The organism is Rathayibacter sp. AY1C1 (assembly GCF_002932105.1).
Classification (GTDB): domain Bacteria; phylum Actinomycetota; class Actinomycetes; order Actinomycetales; family Microbacteriaceae; genus Rathayibacter.
Genome location: NZ_PSWH01000001.1, coordinates 24,752 through 41,711, shown reverse-complemented (window position 1 = coordinate 41,711; position 16,960 = coordinate 24,752). Strand labels below are relative to the sequence as shown.

Genomic DNA, 16,960 nt, shown 5'->3' with positions numbered 1-16,960 from the left:
ACTCCTCAGCGCCCGCGCCGCCGCGCCACCTGGCGGAGCACGGCGAGGTGCTCCTCCCGGCAGCGCTCCCAGCTGAAGGACCGGGCGCGCTCGACGCCGAGCGGGCCGAGCTCGCCGGTCCGCTCGATCGCCTCGAGGATCCCGTCCGCGATCGAGCGCGGCTCGAGCGGATCGACGTAGACCGCGGCGTCCCCGCAGATCTCCGGGAGCGAGCCCGCGTCGGACGCGGCGACCGGGCATCCCGACGCCATCGCCTCGATGGGAGGGAGGCCGAAGCCCTCGTAGAGGCTCGGGAACGCCAGCACCGCGGCTCGGCGGTAGAGGTCGGCGAGCTCCTCCGGAGTGACGTGGCCGCGCCACTCGACGAAGTCCGGCAGCGGGCCGAGGCGGTCCAGATCCCCTCCGGTCAGCACGAGCCGGAGGGCGTGCCCCTGCTCCCGCAGGAGGCGCACCGCCTCGAACAGGCGGGCGTGGTTCTTGTGCGGCCAGGCGCGCGCCGGGTAGAAGACGAAGTCCTCGCGTGTGCCCAGATTCGCGACGAAGCGCCGGGTGTCCACGCCGAGATGCGACACGTGGATCCGCTCCTCCGGGATGCCCAGCAGCTCGACGATCCGCCCCTTGGTGAAGGCGCTGATGGTGATGACCGCGTCGGCGCGGCGAGCGGTCGCCTCGTAGGCGAGCCGGCGGAAGACGCGCTCGACGCGGGGGAAGAGGTGCGGGAGGTCGCGGTGCTGCAGGTCGAACAGCATCTGCACGTGCCCCTGCCGCCGCGACGGCCACGGGAGCGGGACCGTGAACGGGAAGTAGAGCACCGCGTCCCGGCCGAGGCGCCGGCGCAGGCGCGGCGTGCGCAGGAGCGCCTGGAGCATCCCCACGGCCCGGCGGCGGTGGCCCGCCCCGCTGACGACCCCCTCGGCCACGACCTCGGGCACGCCCTCGCTGAAGCCGCGGGCGTTCTCCGGGACGAGCACCTGCACGGCGGGTCCCTCCTCCCCCGGCCGCGGCGCCAGGAGGCGCGTGAGCGCGCGCGCGTAGGTCTCGCCGCCGCCCATCCCGCCCGGGTCGACGGTGAGCACGGCGAGCGTGACGGGGCGGAGTTCCGGCATGGCGTCCAATCGGTCCGAAGCCCGGCCAGGATACCGGCGGGCCGCACCGCTCCCGGCGCCCGGCCGTGCCCGTGGGTAGTATGTGTCCCGCTGTCATCGACCCCGACGAATTGGACCACCACGTGCCCCGCGCTTTGATCACCGGAATCACCGGCCAGGACGGCCTCTACCTCGCCGAGCTCCTCCTCTCGAAGGGCTACGAGGTCTTCGGGCTCGTCCGCGGGCAGAACAACCCCAAGTACGAGCTGGTCCGCCGCACCGTGCCCGAGGTGACCCTGCTCACCGGCGACCTGACCGACGTGTCGAGCCTGGTGCGCGTGCTCGCCGCCGCCCAGCCCGACGAGGTCTACAACCTCGGTGCGATCTCATTCGTCGCCTACTCGTGGGAGAACGCGTCGCTCACCACCGACGTGACCGGCAAGGGCGTCCTCAACATCCTCGAGGCGACCCGCCTCTACGCCGGCTCCGACATGTCGCGCGTGAAGTTCTACCAGGCCTCCTCCTCCGAGATGTTCGGCAAGGTCCAGCAGGTCCCGCAGAGCGAGGAGACGCTGCTCTGGCCGCGCTCGCCCTACGGAGTGGCCAAGGTCTTCGGCCACTACATGACCATCAACTACCGCGAGTCGTACGGCATGCACGCCTCCTCCGGCATCCTCTTCAACCACGAGTCGCCCCGCCGCGGCCCGGAGTTCGTCACCCGCAAGATCAGCCTCGCGGTCGCCCGCATCAAGCTCGGCCTCCAGGAGACGCTGGAGCTCGGCAACCTCGACGCGAAGCGCGACTGGGGCTTCGCCGGCGACTACGTCGACGCGATGTGGCGCATGCTGCAGCAGCCCGAGGGCGACGACTACGTGGTCGCGACCGGCGAGACCCACGAGATCCGCGAGTACCTCGACATCGCCTTCAACCACGTCGGCATCGAGGACTGGACCCCGTACGTGACCCAGAACCCCGCGTTCATGCGTCCCGCCGAGGTGGACCTGCTGATCGGCGACCCGGCGAAGGCGCGCGACGTCCTCGGCTGGGAGCCGAAGGTCTCGTTCCCCGAGCTCGTGGCGATGATGGTCGAGAACGACCTCGCCGAGCAGTTCGCGCTGATCAAGTAGTCATGCCTGCCGCTCTCGTCACCGGAGCGAGCGGTCAGGACGGGGGCTACCTCGTCGAGCGCCTGCTCGCCGACGGCTGGGAGGTCTCCGCGCTCGTGCGCGGGACCGACGACGCCGCTCTTCCCGCCGCCGTCCGCGCCTTCGAGGGCGATCTCCGCGACGCCTCCGGCCTCGGCCGTATCGTCGCGGAGGCGCAGCCGGACACGGTCTTCCACCTCGCCGGCCTCTCCTCCGTCGCGCTCTCGTGGAAGGAGCCCGTGCTCACGGCCGAGGTGACCGGCACCGCGGTCGCCGCGCTCCTGGAGGCCTCGCTGGCGCTCCAGGAGTCGGCGGGCCGGGAGGTCCGCTTCGTCCAGGCCTCCTCCTCCGAGATCTTCGGGGCCGCGACCGAGAACCCGCAGACCGAGCGGACCCCGATCCGCCCCGTCTCCCCTTACGGAGCCGCGAAGGCGTTCGCGCACCACCTCGTCGCGGTCTACCGCGGCCGAGGGCTCCACGCCTCGTCCGGCATCCTCTACAACCACGAGTCGCCGCGTCGGCCGCTCGGCTTCGTCACCCGCAAGATCACCGCCGGAGTCGCGGCGATCGCGACGGGCGCCGAGTCGGAGCTCTCGCTCGGCAATCTCGACGCGCGCCGCGACTGGGGCTGGGCCCCCGACTACGTGGACGCCCTCGTGCGCGCCTCGCGTGCCGAGGAGGCGGGCGACTACGTCGTGGCGACCGGAGTCGCGCACTCGGTCCGCGACTTCGTCCGTGCCGCCTTCACCGCGGCCGGCATCGACGACTGGGAGCAGCGGGTCACGATCGACCCGCGGTTCGCGCGCCCCGTGGACGCCCCCGAGATGCGCGGGGACGCCTCCCGGGCCCGCGAGGTGCTCGGCTGGGCGCCGACCGTCGGCTTCGAGGAGATCGTCGCCCGCATGGTCGAGAACGACCTCGAGCTGGCGCGCCGCTCCCGCTGAGCCGCGCGCACCGCGTGCAGAAGGCCCCCGCTCCTGGAGCGGGGGCCTTCTGCACGCGGTGGATCGAGGACGCCTAGGCGGTCGCGTCCGACTGCTCGGCCCGGGCCCGCTCGTCGACGCCCTCGCCCTCGACGAGGTACGACCAGACGCGGGCGGCGTACTCGTCCCAGGTGCCGCCGTCGATCGCGAGCGCCTCCGCCGAGAGCCGCGCGTGCAGCTCGTCGTCGGTCAGCAGCCGCTCGAGGGCCGCGGCGATGTCGTGGTCGTCGTGCGGATCGACGAACAGTGCGCCGCCCGAGGCGGAGACCTCGTGCATGCTGCCGAATCCGGAGGTCACGACCGGGGTGCCGACCGAGATCGACTCCACGATCGGGAGACCGTAGCCCTCGTTGATCGAGGGGAACACGGTGCACCGGGCCAGGCGGTAAGCGCTCCAGAGCAGCGCGTCGGTGATCTTGGAGAGCGAGCGGACCGGACGGCCCTGGCCCTCGAGGACCTCGAGTCGGTACTCGAACTCGGCGCTGCTCCAGGCGTTGCCGCCGATGAAGACCAGGCTGAAGCGCACGCCCCGGCGCCAGAGCAGCTCGGCGGCCTGGAGCACCGCCAGGTGGTTCTTCCGCGGCTCGTGGCTGCCGACGCAGACGACGAGCGGGAGGTCACCGGTCACCAGCGAGCGCGCGGCGGTGGCCAGCTCCTCGTCCGAGACCCTCTCCGGCTGCGAGGGCAGCAGGATCGGCCGGATGTCCGGCCCCTGCATCCCGACGCTGCCGAGCATGTGGCGCCAGCCGGAGTACTCGGTCGCGGCCGCCTCGGAGATGGTCGCGATGCGGTCCATGTGCGACACGGCGACGAGCGTGCGCGAGAAGGCGGCGCTGATGCCGGTGCTCGCCGTCTCGGCGGTGGTGACCGGCACGCAGTCGAAGCCGATGGTGCCCGTGCGGTTGCCGCTGAACTCGGCCAGGGCGGAGACGCGCGACGTCCGCTCGTCCTCCACGGCGAGCTCGGGCAGGAGGTAGGTGCCCTGCCACGGGACGATCACGCGGGAGCGGTCCTCGGCGGCGTCGGGCACGTCGCCCGAGACGGCGTTCCGGCTCTGCTCCGGGGTGAGCATGACGAGCGACTCGTGGGTCGAGTCCCAGCCGGCGAGCAGGATCTCGTGGTCGCGCGTCCAGCGGACGAGGCTCTGGCGCACCACGCGCTGGATGCCCGTGGCCAGCCCCGTGCGCGCGGTGTGGTGCACGTCGACGACGACCGCGCCGACGACCACCTCGACCTCGGGGTGGTGGAAGCGGGCGAAGACCCGGTTCGAGGCGATGGTGGACGCGGCGTGGGTGAGCAGACCGGCGGTGCCGTCCAGCCGGGCCCGGCGACGGCCGTCGACGACGTCCTCCCGGCGCGGGAGCGTGCCGCGGAGGACGGCGAGCACCAGCCAGACCTCGCGGTCGGTGGGGGCGGGCAGCAGAACGCTCAGCTGTCCGGTGAGGGCGTCGACGCTGCCCAGCGGCTCCACAGTGGGGGCCAGGGTGCGCACCAGGGTGGCGAGACGGTCGACCAGGTACTGCTTAGAGCGCACGGGGCGCCTCCTCGTGCTCGATGAGGGCCGAGGGGCCGATCAGGGCGGCCCACAGCTCCCGGGCGTAGTCGTCCCAGGTGCGCTCGGGCCGCTCTGCCGCCTCGAGGCGGAGCTCGTCGACGAGCTCCGGCGACGTCAGCAGGCGGCGCATGCCGTCGGTGATCTCCTCGTCGGACTCCGGGTCGATCAGGACGCATCCGCCGTGCTCGGCGATCTGCGCCGTGCTGCCGTAGCGCGAGGTCAGCACGGGGAGCCCGATCGACAGCGCCTCGGCGACCGGCAGGCCGTACCCCTCGTGCAGCGACGGGAACGCCAGGAACAGCGCCTCCCGGTAGCTCGCGATCAGGACGTCGTCGTCGGCTCCGCGGAGCACCTCGACCGGGCGTCCGGCGGCGACCAGCTCGCGCACGCGGGGATCGAAGACCTGGTGCGCCCAGGGGTTGGCCCCGCCGATGAAGCGGACGCGGAAGCGCAGGCCCTCGCGCCAGAGGACCTCGGCGGCGTGCAGCACCGCGAGATGGTTCTTGCGGGGCTCCTGGCTGCCGACGCAGAGCACGAGCGGCAGGCCGGACGCGCTCCGGCCCTCGGAGCGCAGGCCGTCCGGGAGCTCCACGGGCAGCGGGACCGGGACGACGGTCGGGCCGGTGAGGCCCTGAGCGGGGAGCGCGCGCACGAAGCCCTCGAACTCCAGCGCGGCCGCGGCGCTCACCGTGGCGACGCGCTCGGCGTGCTTGACCACGGAGAGGAAGTTGACGAAGCGCACCGTCTCCTCCGGCGGCACCGTGTCGGCGCTGACGACGGGGATCGCGTCGTGGCCGAGGACGACGACCTCGTTGCCGGAGTACTCGGCGAGGGCCGCGAGCGGCCCGCACTGGTTGTAGTCGGGCACCGAGGGGATGACGACGACGCTGCGGTAGGGCACGACGAACTCGATGCGCTCCGGATCGCCGTGCTCCCAGTCGCGCCGCCCGGCGGAGGACCAGTCGACGACGCGCTCGTGCTCGATCGCGCTCAGGCGCCGGAAGGACATCGATCCGTGGACCCAGGCGACCGGGACGATCTCGTGCTCGGCGTCCCAGCGGGACACGGTCTGGCGCACGACCCGCTGGACGCCGGTGTTGTGCCCGTGGCGGGCGGGGAAGTCGACGTCGATCAGGACGGCCCCGGTGACGACCTCGACGCGGGCGTCCAGATCGGCGAACCCGGTCGCGGTGCGGGAGCCCGCCTCGAGGAAGATGCGCAGCGCCGCCTCCTCGGGGGCGAGCTCGAGGGCGCGGCGGAACCAGTCGAACAGCTCGCTCGTCGGGTACGCGGCCGTGAACGACACCAGCGCGACCCAGGTCAGCTCGTCGTCCTGGCGCGAGCGGATCTCGCGGGCCACCTCGTCGAGGTACGGGCCGGGCCCGCGGGTGCGCAGCGAGGCGCGGCGCTCCTCGTCGAAGAGGAGCGCGCCGATCTGCTCCAGGCGCTGCAGCATCGCCTCCGTGCGGTGGGCGCGCGCGGCGGCCGCGCCGGCGGCCGAGACCTGCGACCGGTCGCTCATCGCGCCCGACCGGACAGGCGGCGCTTCACGAAGCGCGCGCTGTGGCCGACGGCGCCCGACAGCCCGAGCTGCTCGACGCGGATCTGGAAGGTGCGCACCAGGCGGAGCGGCTTCGTCACCCGCCAGGAGAGGGTGCGCTCGAAGCCGGAGGCGGTCACTCCGCCCACCTGGATCCGCTCGACCCACTCGTCGAAGGGGTCGTTGAGGAGGGAGTCGACCTGCGCGCGCAGGCGGGCGAGCTCCTCGTCCGGGGACTCGGGCTCGGCGAGACGGGGCTCCACGGGAACCCCGGATGTGCGAGCGGGCTCGGCCGGGACGGCTGCGGGAGCGGCGTCGCCGACGGCCGACTCGAGGCTCGGGTCGGGAGCGGGAGGAGCGTCCTCGCCCGTGCCGCCGAGGACGGGGGCGGGGTCCCCAGCGCTCTGCGGCGCCGGGTCCAGGGGGACGTCGGAAGGCTGCGTGGGCATGGCGAACACCTCGTTCGTGTCGTTCAGTCGGCGAGCGGGAGCAAGACTACCCGTCATGCGCCGCGCACCGGCACGCCAGCCAGGGGGCTCCAGGGTGGGCCGCACGTATAATGATGCGGTCCGTCGCCCGGCGGAGGCCGAGAGCTTGGAGTTCCATGCCCAGCAAAGCTGTGGATCGCGCGCGCGCGATCGCCGACGAGCCGTTCCAGATCGCCGGCACCACGTCGGCCGTCGGCGGCGGCTCGGGCGGCTTCGTCGCCTCCCTCGCCGAGATCCTGCGGCACCGCGAGCTGCTTCGCCTGCTCGTGGGGCGCGAGCTGAAGTCGCGCTACAAGGACAGCAGCCTGGGCTTCGTCTGGAGCCTCGTCCGGCCGCTGATCATGCTCCTCATCTACTACGTGGCGATCGGCCAGATCCTCGGGGCCTCTCGCGGCGTCCCGAACTTCGCGATCTTCGTCTTCTCGGGGCTCACCCTCTGGGGCCTGTTCAGCGAGATCGTGACCGCGGGCACCACGTCGATCCTCGGCAACGGCGGACTGATCAAGAAGGTGTACCTGCCGCGGGAGATCTTCCCGGTGGCGGCCATCGGCTCGGCCCTCTTCAACTTCGGTGTGCAGTTCGTCGTCCTGATCGCGGGAGCCGTCCTCACGGGCTCGCTGATCTTCGGCGTCCAGCTCCTCTACATCGTGCCCGCGCTGGCGATCGTGCTCGTGTACGGCCTCGCGCTGGCCCTGGCCCTCTCGGCCCTCAACGTCTACCTCCGCGACGTCCAGTTCCTCGTCGAGGTCGGGCTGCAGATCTTCTTCTGGCTCTCCCCCATCGTCTACGCGTGGAACTTCGTCGTCGCCGCCTCCACCGGAGCGGGCCACGGCTGGGCCGAGCAGCTCTACCTGATCAACCCGATCTCGAACGCGATCCTCGCCTTCCAGCGCGCGATCTGGGGAGACGGCTCGCGCGTCAGCATCATCGACGGCAACGAGATCGCCCCCCAGGTGTGGCCGCCGGACATGGAGCTGCGCCTTCTCATCGTCCTCGTCGTCGGGCTGGTGTTCGTGTGGATCGGCCACCGGATCTTCCGCCGCCTCGAGGGCAACTTCGCCCAGGAGATCTGATCGTGACCCTCTCCAGCAAGCAGGAGTCCGTGCCCGCCTCCTCCGGCACCCCGACCGTCGTCCGGGTGCGCAACGCCTCCAAGCGCTTCGTCATCCGCAAGGACAAGTCGTTCAAGGAGCGGATCGTCAACTTCGGCCGCGGGCGCAAGCACCGCGACGAGTTCTGGGCACTCCGTGACGTCGACCTCGAGATCCCACTGGGCTCGACCGTCGGCCTCATCGGCGCGAACGGATCGGGCAAGAGCACGCTCCTCAAGCTCATCGGCGGCATCGTGCAGCCGACGACCGGCACCGTGGAGCGCCGCGGACGCCTCGCCGCGCTCCTCGAGCTCGGAGCGGGCTTCCACCCCGACCTCACCGGGCGCGAGAACGTCTACCTCAACGGCGCGATCCTCGGACTCTCGCGCAGCGAGCTGGACAGCAAGTTCGACTCGATCGTCGACTTCTCCGAGATCGCCGAGTTCATCGACACCCAGGTCAAGTTCTACTCGTCGGGCATGTACGTGCGGCTCGCCTTCGCTATCGCGATCCACACCGATCCCGACCTGCTGCTGGTCGACGAGGTGCTCGCCGTCGGCGACGAGCCGTTCCAGCGCAAGTGCATGGACCGCATCCGCGCCTTCCAGCGCGCGGGGAAGACCATCGTGCTGGTCACCCACTCGCTCGAGCAGGTCGGCGAGCTCTGCGACCGCACCATCGTCCTCGAGAAGGGCACCGTCGTCTTCGACGGCGAGACCTCCGAGGGACTCCAGGTCCTCCGCGAGAGCTTCGAGGACCGTCGGGCCGCCCGCCAGGAGCGCGAGGCCGAGGCCGCCGAGGCCGCGGACGAGCCCGCCCCCCAGCTCATCGAGATCCTGGGCTGCCGACTGCGCGGCGGATCGATCGAGCACGGCGGCACGGTCGTCCGCAGCGGCGAGACCCTCGAGTTCGACGTCACGGTGCGCACCAGCCGCCCGGTCGACGACTGGAACATCGGCATGGGCATCGACACCCCCCTCGGCCAGCGCGTCTTCGGGACGAACACCGAGCGCATCGGCACGCCGCTGAGCGCGGTCGACGGTGAGATGACGGTCACCTTCACCCTCCCCGACCTGCACCTCGGCGCCGGCAACTACGCCGTGCACGCCTCCTCGGCCACCTTCTCGCAGGGCGAGACCATGCGGATCCCGGTCGCCGCGACCTTCACGGTCGAGCGGGCCTCCGTGCACGACGGCGTCGTCGACATCGACTCCACCGTCCGCCTCAGCAGGCCGTGACCGCGCGGCGCCGCCGCCTCCTGGTCGACGCGACCGCCCTCGCGGCGCCGCGCCTGACCGGGGTCGGCCGCGTCCTGCTCGGCCTGCTGCACGCCCTGGACACCGACGCGACCGCCGCAGACGTCGAGGTGCTCCTTGTCGTGCCGGCGAGCGAGGCCGGCTCGCTCGAGCGCTTCGGCTTCCGTACGCTGCGCGTCCGACCGGTGCCGCTGCCCCGGCCGGTGTGGAGCGCACTGACCCGACTGCCCGCGCCCGGGATCGACCTCCTGCTCGGCCGTGGCGCCTACTTCTTCCCGAACTTCCGGAGCTGGCCGCTCGCCCGCTCCCGCTCGCTCACCTTCGTGCACGACGTCTGCTTCGCTGTGATGCCCGAGCTCGTTCCGCGCGAGCGCCGAGAGCTGCTGTCGCGGTCGGTGCCCCGGTGGATCCGGCGCAGCGATCTGGTCCTGACCGGCACCGCGTCCTCCGCAGCCGAGGTCGAGAGCGCTCTGGACGTCGCTCCCGAGCGCGTCCGCGTGCTGCCGACCACGATCGACGCCGACCTCTTCCATGCCCGCGGGGAGGAGGAGGTGGCGCGGGTCCGCGCGCAGCACGGGCTCGGGTCCTACCTGCTCTTCGTCGGATCGATCGAGCGCCGCAAGAACCTCGTCACCCTGGTGAACGCGTACCGGCAGGCCGAGCGGCCGGAGAACCACACCCTGCTCCTGGTCGGCGGGGACGGCTGGGACAACGAGGACGTCCACTCCGCCGTCGCCCGCGCGGTCGCCGCAGGAGCCGACGTGCGCTTCGCCTCCTCGTACGTCGCCGACGAGGATCTGCCGGCCCTGCTCACGGGCGCCGACGCCGTCGCCATGCCCTCCTGGCACGAGGGCTTCGGCCTGCCCGCCCTCGAGGCCGTCGCCTGCGGCACTCCGGTGCTCGCGGCAGACATCCCCGGCCTCCGCGACGCGCTCGCCGGGCGGGAGTCCACCGCCGTCTTCATCGACCCGGCGGACCGCACCGGGTGGTCGGCCGCGATCGGAGAGGCGCTGCGCCGTCCCCGGCGACTCGCACCGGAGCCCATCCCGGGGTGGGACCGCACCGCCCGGCGCCTGCTCGAGCTGGCCTTCGACGACCGCTGATCAGCGCCGGGTCGTGAACAGCAGCCAGCGCCCGGAGGCGGAGGCGACCTCGGGCTCGACGTCCCCCGTCGCCGCCTCGACGTAGGCCCGCCAGCCGTCGGGGTCGTCGGTGTAGCCGGCTGTGTCCACGTAGACGGCGCAGGCGCCGCTGCCCGCCACCGCGTCGGCGAACTCCGCGGGGTCGTCGACGTCGCCCCAGACGTCCCAGCCGTAGGTGCCCTCCACCGCCCCGTAGCTCCAGCGGAGGCGTCCCTCCTCGGTCGCGAGGTAGGGCAGTGCCTCGTCGTAGTCGGAGAGCGCTCCGACCCGCCCGCTGTCGGGGAAGCTCTTCAGGGGGAGCTCCACCACTCCGCAGCCGTCGTCCAGCTGCGCGTCGGCCTCCGACACGAACGAGCGCATCTCGGAGTCGTCGGTCGGAGCGATCGGCACCGCGGCCGATACTCCGGCCAGCTGATCGACCACGGCGACGGCGGCGAGCAGCGCCGCCACGAGGATCCGGACACCGCCACGGGCCGTGATCCGATCGAGCAGGAGTGCGAGCACGCCGAGGACGAGGACCGCGATGACGATCGACATCCGCGCCCACGCACGGATCGTCGGCCCCGCCACCAGCGAGACCACGACGCCCAGGCCCGTCACCGTGTAGAAGAGGAGCGCGGCCAGTGTCGCCACGGCGAGGACGCGCACGCGGGCGTCCGAGAAGAACCGGCCGACCGCGGTCGCACGGAGCGCCCGTCCGCCGCCGAGCGCGGTGATCGGGAGCGCCACGAGCGTGATCAGGAGCGCGACGCTGGCGAGGATCGAGAACCCGGGCGGCTCCGTCGTCGGCGCCACGCCGGACTGGCCCGCGTAGGTGTTGAGCAGGCCGTACCCCTGCGGCAGCCCGGTCCCCGACCAGGGCAGGCCCAGCAGCACGAGCTTGCCGGCGTAGGCCTCCGACTCCCCCACGGTCCGCGACGTGAAGTACGGGCTGTAGCGCTCCCCGAAGTCGAGCGAGAGCAGCAGCAGCGAGAGCCCGACGAACACGCCGAGCGCGAGGATCGGCACCGACGAGACCGCGAGCACGCGCAGCCGCTCGCGGGAGAGGAGCCCGGCGGCCGTGCTCACCGCCCAGGTCGCTCCGAGGACCAGGACCGCGAAGACGTAGTAGTAGCCGCCCGTGCTCGCCACCAGGAGCCCGAGCACGACTCCCGGGACGACGGAGCGCAGTACGCGGCTCCTCCGCGTCGCGCCCCGCTCGGCCCAGGCTCGGAGAGGATCGGTGCGCGGTCCGGCGACCATCAGCACCATCACGCCCAGGAGCGGGATCGCCCAGTAGTTGGCGAGGAACGCGTGGCCGAATCCGATCCGGAGGAAGTGGTACGGCAGCAGCGACAGCAGGACCGCGGAGAACGCCGCGACCCAGGGCCGCGTGCGGAGGGCGCGGAAGAACACGTAGCCGGTGACGGCGACCGTCGCGAACGTGCCCAGGTAGAAGACGTTCAGGAGCGTCGTCCCGTCGCGCACCACGAGGGCCAGGACCGACACGGCGAGGGCGGAGGCGACGTCGAACTGCGCGCTGAAGAAGGCGTTGAACCCGTCGGGGAAGCCGAGCGCTGCGTTGCCGTCGAACGGGAACGCCTGCGTGGCGCTGGTGAAGAGCGTGTAGTGCAGGATCTGGTCGTCGCCGCCCACGGTCCAGCGGGCCGTCAGGTCCTGCGGCCCGATCCCGAGCGCGAGCACGGCGGCGACGACCGAGACGAGGGCGGCGACGAGGGCCCATCCGAGCTCGACGAGCGTCCGGCGCCGCCGACTCGCCGTCCGCGGGCCGCGCACGTCAGTAGCCGCGCTCACGGCGCTGCTCCTCCACGCTGGTCTGGACGATCCGGTTCAGCTCGGTCTCGCCGTCGGTGCCCGCGTAGTCGTAGATGTCGAACCCCCCGCAGGCGACGATATCGGAGGGAGCGCCGAGCGTCCCGCGCGCGAGCCCCGCCCAGTCGGGCGAGCGGTCGGCCAGGACGAAGCTGTACTGCCGGTCGCGGTAGTCGCTCAGGTTGTTCATCCACAGCTGCACCGTGAAGTCGAAGTTGACCTGCTGGACGTGCAGCGAGGCCGGCCCGTAGAGGTCCAGCGGCCGCGTGGACCAGAACGAGCCGACGCCCGCGAGCTCGCGGCCGTCGATCCAGCGCTCCAGGCAGTCGGCGTCCGGGTCCGATCGCGCCTCGGCCGCCGCGGAGGCGACCGCCGTTGTGGCCGGCACGGCGGCGACGACGAGGCCTGCGGCGGCCAGCGGAGCGACGACGCGGACGACCGGTGCCAGCCGCGCGCCCGCAGCACGCCGGTGCGCCGCCGCGGGGCCGATCAGGGCGATCACGACCACGGTCGCGGTCACCGGGATCGGCATCAGGTAGCGGCTGACCGAGCTGCCGGTGAAGACCTGCACCACCAGGAGCACCGCCGTCTGCGCCGGCAGGAACGCGCATACCGCGAAGCGCGCACGGGCCGCCTCGTCGAGGGCGGCTCCCCGCGCCAGTCGGGCGACACCGGCCACGACGACGGCGAGGGCCGCCAGCAGCAGCAGACCCAGCAGCGCCACCTCGAGCTTGCCGATCAGCGGCGCCTTCAGCACCAGGAACTGCACGATCAGGTCGTCCAGGGCCGTCCCGGCGAGCGGCAGCCGGAGGTACCCGCCGGCGTCGGTCCCGATCAGGAAGCCGAGCGGTATCCGCAGCGCGGCCCCGAGCGCGGCGGCCCCGAGGACCGTTCCCGCGACGATCAGCACCGCTCGGGGAGCAGCGAGAGCGAGCACCAGCAGCACGACGAGGACCACCAGCAGGGGGCCGACGAACTGCACGAGGAGGAGCGGATCGGAGAGGGTCGTCGCGGCGACGGCCGCTCCGACCAGGAGCAGCGGACGCGCCGCCGGACGGCGCTCGCGCAGCGCGCCCAGGGCGACGGCGAGCCCGGCGAGGCCTGTGAGCACCGCGCCGTAGTAGTAGGTCGTGAGGAGGAAGGTGGTCGCCAGGGCCCCCTCGTTGTTGAGCGCGCGGCCCTCCGTCAAGCAGAGCACCAGCAGCACGGCGATGCCGGCGAGCGCGGCCGCGGGCCGCAGCCGGCGGTGCCGGTCCGCGACGAGCCGTCGCGCGAGCATCCGGAGCACGCCGTAGAGGAGGACGACGTTGAGCACGGCGTTGACCGCGAGCGCCGCCGCGGGATCGCCACCGGTCAGCAGCCACGCGACGCCGAAGACGGGGAGCTCGGGGAAGAGGAAGAGCTGGCTCGTCATCACCCACGCCGCGGGGCGGCCCTCGGCGAAGGACTGCAGGATCAGCGGCAGCGCCAGCGAGTCGCCGTCGCGGAAGAGCAGCGGCCGCCACGGCGTGCCGACCATGAATCCGAGCACGAGCAGGGTCCCGCTGACGACGACGGCGAGGGCGGCGAGCTCGAGGAGGGCCCTCCGGGTCCGAGGGGATCCCGTCGGACCCGCCGTCACCGGTGCTTCCCGCCGAACCGGATGGCCAGGACGAGCAGGAGGTTCTTCAGGAGGGTGTCGCTCGGGATCTTGGAGTTGCCGACCGTGCGGTCGAGGAAGACGATCGGGATCTCCTTCACTCCGCGGGCCCGGCGCAGCGCCCGGTACTTGAGCACGATCTGGAAGCCGTAGCCGGCTGCGCGGATCGTCTCGAGGTGGAGGGTGCGCAGGAGGTCCGCGCTGAAGAGGTTGAAGCCGCCGGTCCAGTCGGTGATCTTCGAGCCGAGGAAGAGGCGCGTGTAGAGGTTGCCGCCACCGCTCAGCAGCTTGCGGTCGAGCGTCCAGTCGGGAGTGCCCCCGCCGGCGATGTAGCGGGAGGCGACCACGAAGTCGGCGCCCGCGCGCACCTCGCGGAGGAAGGCGTCGATGTAGTCCGGGTCGTGCGAGAGGTCGGCGTCCATCTGCAGCAGGTAGTCGTAGCGGCGCTCGGCCGCGAGGAGGTGCTGGAAGGCCCAGATGTACGCCGCGCCGAGCCCCTCCTTCTTCTCGCGCGAGAGCACGAGGACCTCGAAGGTGTCGGACCCGAGCTCGGCCGCGAGCTCGCGCGCGCGGTCCGCGGTGCCGTCGGGGGAGCTGTCGTCGATGACGGCGACGGTCACGTGGAAGTCGGGGTTGCGGGACGCCGCGAGCGCGACCCGCGGCAGCGCCGTCGCGATGTTCGCGACTTCGTTGTAGGTGGGGACGACGACGGCGAGGGAGCGCATGAGGCGGGGAGGATCCGTTCTTCCGGTGCACCGGCTGACCGGTGAGAGCCCTGCGAGTATAACGAGGCGGTGCTCGCGAGCCTCCGAGCGCGCCCCGCGGCCCGCCGCCCCGTCCGCGCACTCTCTCAGGAACATGGCACCGGCTGTTCGACCGCCCGGCAGGGGTCCACGGTTACGATGGACGACAGTGCACGGCGGTTCACCCCTTGTTCGCCTGCCCCGATGGACGCCCGTCGGAGCCCGACGGTCGGGCATCGACGCCAGAGGGGGACGGGAAAGAGCACCGCAGATGAAGAGACTCCTCGAATCGCAGAAGGTCCGCTTCCTCATCGCGGGCTGCACCAACACGGCGATCGACTTCCTCATCCTCAACACGCTCGTGCTCCTGCTCGGTCTGCCGACCCTCGTCGCCAACGTCTTCTCCGTCCTGGTCGGCATCACGATCTCGTACGCGCTGAACCACTTCTTCGTCTTCCGCCACCCGGGCAGGGTCTCGGTCGCCACGTTCGCGAAGTTCTTCCTCGTCACCGGGTTCAGCTCGCTGGTCCTGCAGTCGGCGATCATCTACGGCTTCGAGGTCTTCTTCGACACCCGCTTCGGCAACTCGCTGCTCTTCCTCCCCAGCTCCGGCGAGAACGCCTTCCTCGCGATCAACATCGCCAAGGCCGTCGCCGTCCTCGTGGGACTGGTGTGGAACTTCTGCATGTACAAGTTCGTCGTCTTCCGCCGTCCGGCGCACGATGCGCTGCCCGCGATCGAGACGGTCTCCCCCGCCGCCGTGGCCGTCAGCACCGAGCCCGTCGACATCGTCCGCTGAGGGCCGTAGGCTCCCGGGCCCCGCTCGAGCCGCGTGCTAGCCTCGTCGAGTTCTTCCGACGGGGCACTCCTCCCGTCGACGCCGCACCACCCGGAGGCTCCCATCGCCCGCTCGACGTTGCCCATCGCGGTCGTCGTCGTCACCCACTTCTCGGGTGAGGTCCTCCGCGCGTGCCTCGAGTCCGTGCCGGAGGCGACGGAGCACGACGTGCGCATCGTGGTGGTCGACAACCTGACCACGGACGACTCCGTCCGCAGCGTCGTCGAGCGCCTGCCCCACGTCGAGTTCCACGAGACCGGGCAGAACCTCGGCTACGGCCGGGCCGTCAACTACGCGGTCGACCGCCTCGGGCCCGAAGTGGAGTGGATCCTGGTGACCAACCCGGACACGGTCTTCCTCCCCGGCTCGATCGACGCCCTCTACGACGCCGCGACGGCGGACGACCGGATCGGCTCGATCGGGCCGCGGATCCTCGACTCCGACGGCACGATCTACCCCTCCGCCCGCGCTCTGCCCTCGCTCGGCACGGGCGTCGGGCACGCCGTCTTCGCCCACGTCTGGCCCGGCAACCCGTGGTCGGCGACCTACCGGCGCTCGCGCGCGGTCGAGACCCTCCGCCACGGCCGGATGGAGGCGGGCTGGCTCTCCGGCGCCTGCGTGATGGTGCGCCGCACGGCCTTCGAGGAGATCGGCGGGTTCGACGACCGCTACTTCATGTACTTCGAGGACGTCCAGCTGGGCGACTCGCTCGGACAGCGCGGGTGGACCAACGTCTACCTCGCCGACGCGGTCGTCTCCCACCTCGGCGGGCACTCCACCCGCCTGGCCTCGGCGCGGATGCTCGCGGTCCACCACCGCAGCGCCTACCTCTACCTCGCGCAGAAGTACGGGGCCTGGTACCAGGCGCCGATCCGTGCGGCGGTGCGCGCCGGGCTGGGCGCCCGGGTCGCGCTGATGCGCCTGCGCTCGAAGAGCTGATCCGGTCCGGTCGGGCGTGCCGCCTGGCCGGCGCCGGGCGGCCCGTCCGCCGGATCGGCGGTCAGGACGCGGAGTCGAGCTCCGCGTAGAAGGCCCGCGCCTCGTCCCAGGTCGGCAGCAGGCCCTGCGCCTCGGCCTCGGCCAGCGTCGGTGCGTCGGTGTCCTTCGGTGAGAGGAGCAGCTCGCCGGCCTCCTCCGGGAAGCGCAGGCCGATCTGCTCGTCGAGCGGGTCGATCCCCTTCTCCCGCACCGGGTCGAAGGTGGCGTTCACGAGGTACGAGACCACGGCGCCCTCGGTCAGCGCCACGAAGGCGTGCGCGACGCCCTCGGCGATGTAGACGGAGCGGCGGTCGACGTCGTCGAGCAGGATCGACTCCCAGCGCCCGAAGGTCGGCGACCCGACGCGCACGTCGATCACGTAGTCGAGGACCGCGCCGGAGAAGCACGAGACGTACTTGGCCTGCGACGGCGGGATCTGCGCGAAGTGGATGCCGCGGACGGTGCCGCGCCGCGAGACGGAGGTGTTGCCCTGCCGCAGCGAGAGCGGGTGCCCGACCTTCTCGGCCAGGCGGTCGAAGCGGTAGAACTCGTAGAAGACCCCGCGATCGTCGGGGAACTGGCGCGGAGTCACTTCGTAGACGTCGGGGATGTCGAGCTCTCGGATCTGCACGGTCGCCAGTTTAACGACGGCGTGTCACGGGCCC

At 72.1% G+C, this 16,960-nt stretch carries 15 protein-coding genes; 7 read left to right on the top strand and 8 right to left on the bottom strand.

Annotated features, from left to right (window positions below; genetic code table 11):
- Positions 1-5: 5 nt before the first annotated feature.
- Positions 6-1,106: a glycosyltransferase family 1 protein gene (locus C5C71_RS00180; RefSeq protein ID WP_104223147.1), complete on the bottom strand. Its 1,101-nt coding sequence runs from the start codon at positions 1,104-1,106 to the stop codon at positions 6-8.
- A gap of 122 nt (positions 1,107-1,228) precedes the next feature.
- Here C5C71_RS00180 and C5C71_RS00175 point away from each other — a divergent pair, with 122 nt between their 5' ends.
- Together C5C71_RS00175 and C5C71_RS00170 are read left to right on the top strand one after the other, a co-directional pair.
- Complete coding sequence (locus C5C71_RS00175) at positions 1,229-2,212, top strand: GDP-mannose 4,6-dehydratase (protein WP_181065610.1); 984 nt, start codon at positions 1,229-1,231, stop codon at positions 2,210-2,212.
- Positions 2,213-2,214: 2 nt separating this feature from the next.
- Complete coding sequence (locus C5C71_RS00170; RefSeq protein ID WP_104223149.1) at positions 2,215-3,174, top strand: GDP-mannose 4,6-dehydratase; 960 nt, start codon at positions 2,215-2,217, stop codon at positions 3,172-3,174.
- A gap of 73 nt (positions 3,175-3,247) precedes the next feature.
- Here the strand turns inward: C5C71_RS00170 and C5C71_RS00165 are convergent, their stop codons facing one another.
- From C5C71_RS00165 to C5C71_RS00155, 3 genes are read right to left on the bottom strand one after another with little or no spacing between them, the layout of a single operon-like run.
- A complete protein-coding gene (locus tag C5C71_RS00165) occupies positions 3,248-4,747 on the bottom strand; it encodes a glycosyltransferase family 1 protein (RefSeq protein WP_104335165.1) in 1,500 nt (499 codons plus the stop codon).
- On the bottom strand, positions 4,737-6,290 hold the full coding sequence (locus tag C5C71_RS00160) for a glycosyltransferase (protein ID WP_104232816.1): 1,554 nt from the start codon (positions 6,288-6,290) through the stop codon (positions 4,737-4,739). The genes C5C71_RS00165 and C5C71_RS00160 overlap by 11 nt, the downstream gene beginning before the upstream one ends.
- Positions 6,287-6,757 carry a hypothetical protein gene (locus tag C5C71_RS00155; RefSeq protein ID WP_104283350.1) on the bottom strand — a complete coding sequence of 157 codons (471 nt, stop codon included), beginning with the start codon at positions 6,755-6,757 and terminating at the stop codon, positions 6,287-6,289. The genes C5C71_RS00160 and C5C71_RS00155 overlap by 4 nt, the downstream gene beginning before the upstream one ends.
- A 155-nt stretch (positions 6,758-6,912) precedes the next feature.
- Here C5C71_RS00155 and C5C71_RS00150 point away from each other — a divergent pair, with 155 nt between their 5' ends.
- From C5C71_RS00150 to C5C71_RS00140, 3 genes are read left to right on the top strand one after another with little or no spacing between them, the layout of a single operon-like run.
- Entirely contained in the window at positions 6,913-7,869 is a 957-nt protein-coding gene (locus C5C71_RS00150; protein ID WP_104223153.1) for an ABC transporter permease, read from the top strand.
- Between the two features lie 2 nt (positions 7,870-7,871).
- Positions 7,872-9,125, top strand: a complete 1,254-nt coding sequence (locus C5C71_RS00145) for an ABC transporter ATP-binding protein (RefSeq protein WP_258068537.1) — start codon at positions 7,872-7,874, stop codon at positions 9,123-9,125.
- Positions 9,122-10,246, top strand: a complete 1,125-nt coding sequence (locus C5C71_RS00140) for a glycosyltransferase family 1 protein (protein ID WP_104336895.1) — start codon at positions 9,122-9,124, stop codon at positions 10,244-10,246. Before C5C71_RS00145 ends, C5C71_RS00140 begins: the two co-directional genes overlap by 4 nt.
- On the opposite strand, the gene C5C71_RS00135 is transcribed toward C5C71_RS00140, so the two are convergent.
- The 3 genes from C5C71_RS00135 to C5C71_RS00125 are packed head-to-tail and all read right to left on the bottom strand — an operon-like array spanning position 10,247 to position 14,461.
- The gene (locus C5C71_RS00135; protein WP_146084378.1) at positions 10,247-12,079 is read right to left on the bottom strand and encodes a hypothetical protein; all 1,833 of its coding nucleotides are present in this window, start codon (positions 12,077-12,079) and stop codon (positions 10,247-10,249) included. It abuts the gene before it with no gap.
- Entirely contained in the window at positions 12,063-13,718 is a 1,656-nt protein-coding gene (locus C5C71_RS00130) for a hypothetical protein (RefSeq protein ID WP_104324138.1), read from the bottom strand. Before C5C71_RS00130 ends, C5C71_RS00135 begins: the two co-directional genes overlap by 17 nt.
- Positions 13,715-14,461, bottom strand: coding sequence for a polyprenol monophosphomannose synthase (locus tag C5C71_RS00125; protein ID WP_104223157.1), 747 nt, complete (start codon positions 14,459-14,461; stop codon positions 13,715-13,717). The genes C5C71_RS00130 and C5C71_RS00125 overlap by 4 nt, the downstream gene beginning before the upstream one ends.
- Before the next feature lie 289 nt (positions 14,462-14,750).
- Between C5C71_RS00125 and C5C71_RS00120 the strand changes: the two genes are divergently transcribed.
- Together C5C71_RS00120 and C5C71_RS00115 are read left to right on the top strand one after the other, a co-directional pair.
- Positions 14,751-15,278, top strand: coding sequence for a GtrA family protein (locus tag C5C71_RS00120; protein ID WP_104223158.1), 528 nt, complete (start codon positions 14,751-14,753; stop codon positions 15,276-15,278).
- Positions 15,279-15,395: 117 nt separating this feature from the next.
- Positions 15,396-16,256 (top strand): glycosyltransferase family 2 protein, encoded by an 861-nt coding sequence (locus C5C71_RS00115; protein WP_258063627.1) that lies wholly within the window; start codon positions 15,396-15,398, stop codon positions 16,254-16,256.
- Positions 16,257-16,317: 61 nt separating this feature from the next.
- Here the strand turns inward: C5C71_RS00115 and C5C71_RS00110 are convergent, their stop codons facing one another.
- Positions 16,318-16,926 (bottom strand): dTDP-4-dehydrorhamnose 3,5-epimerase family protein, encoded by a 609-nt coding sequence (locus C5C71_RS00110; RefSeq protein WP_104225468.1) that lies wholly within the window; start codon positions 16,924-16,926, stop codon positions 16,318-16,320.
- Positions 16,927-16,960 lie beyond the last annotated feature (34 nt).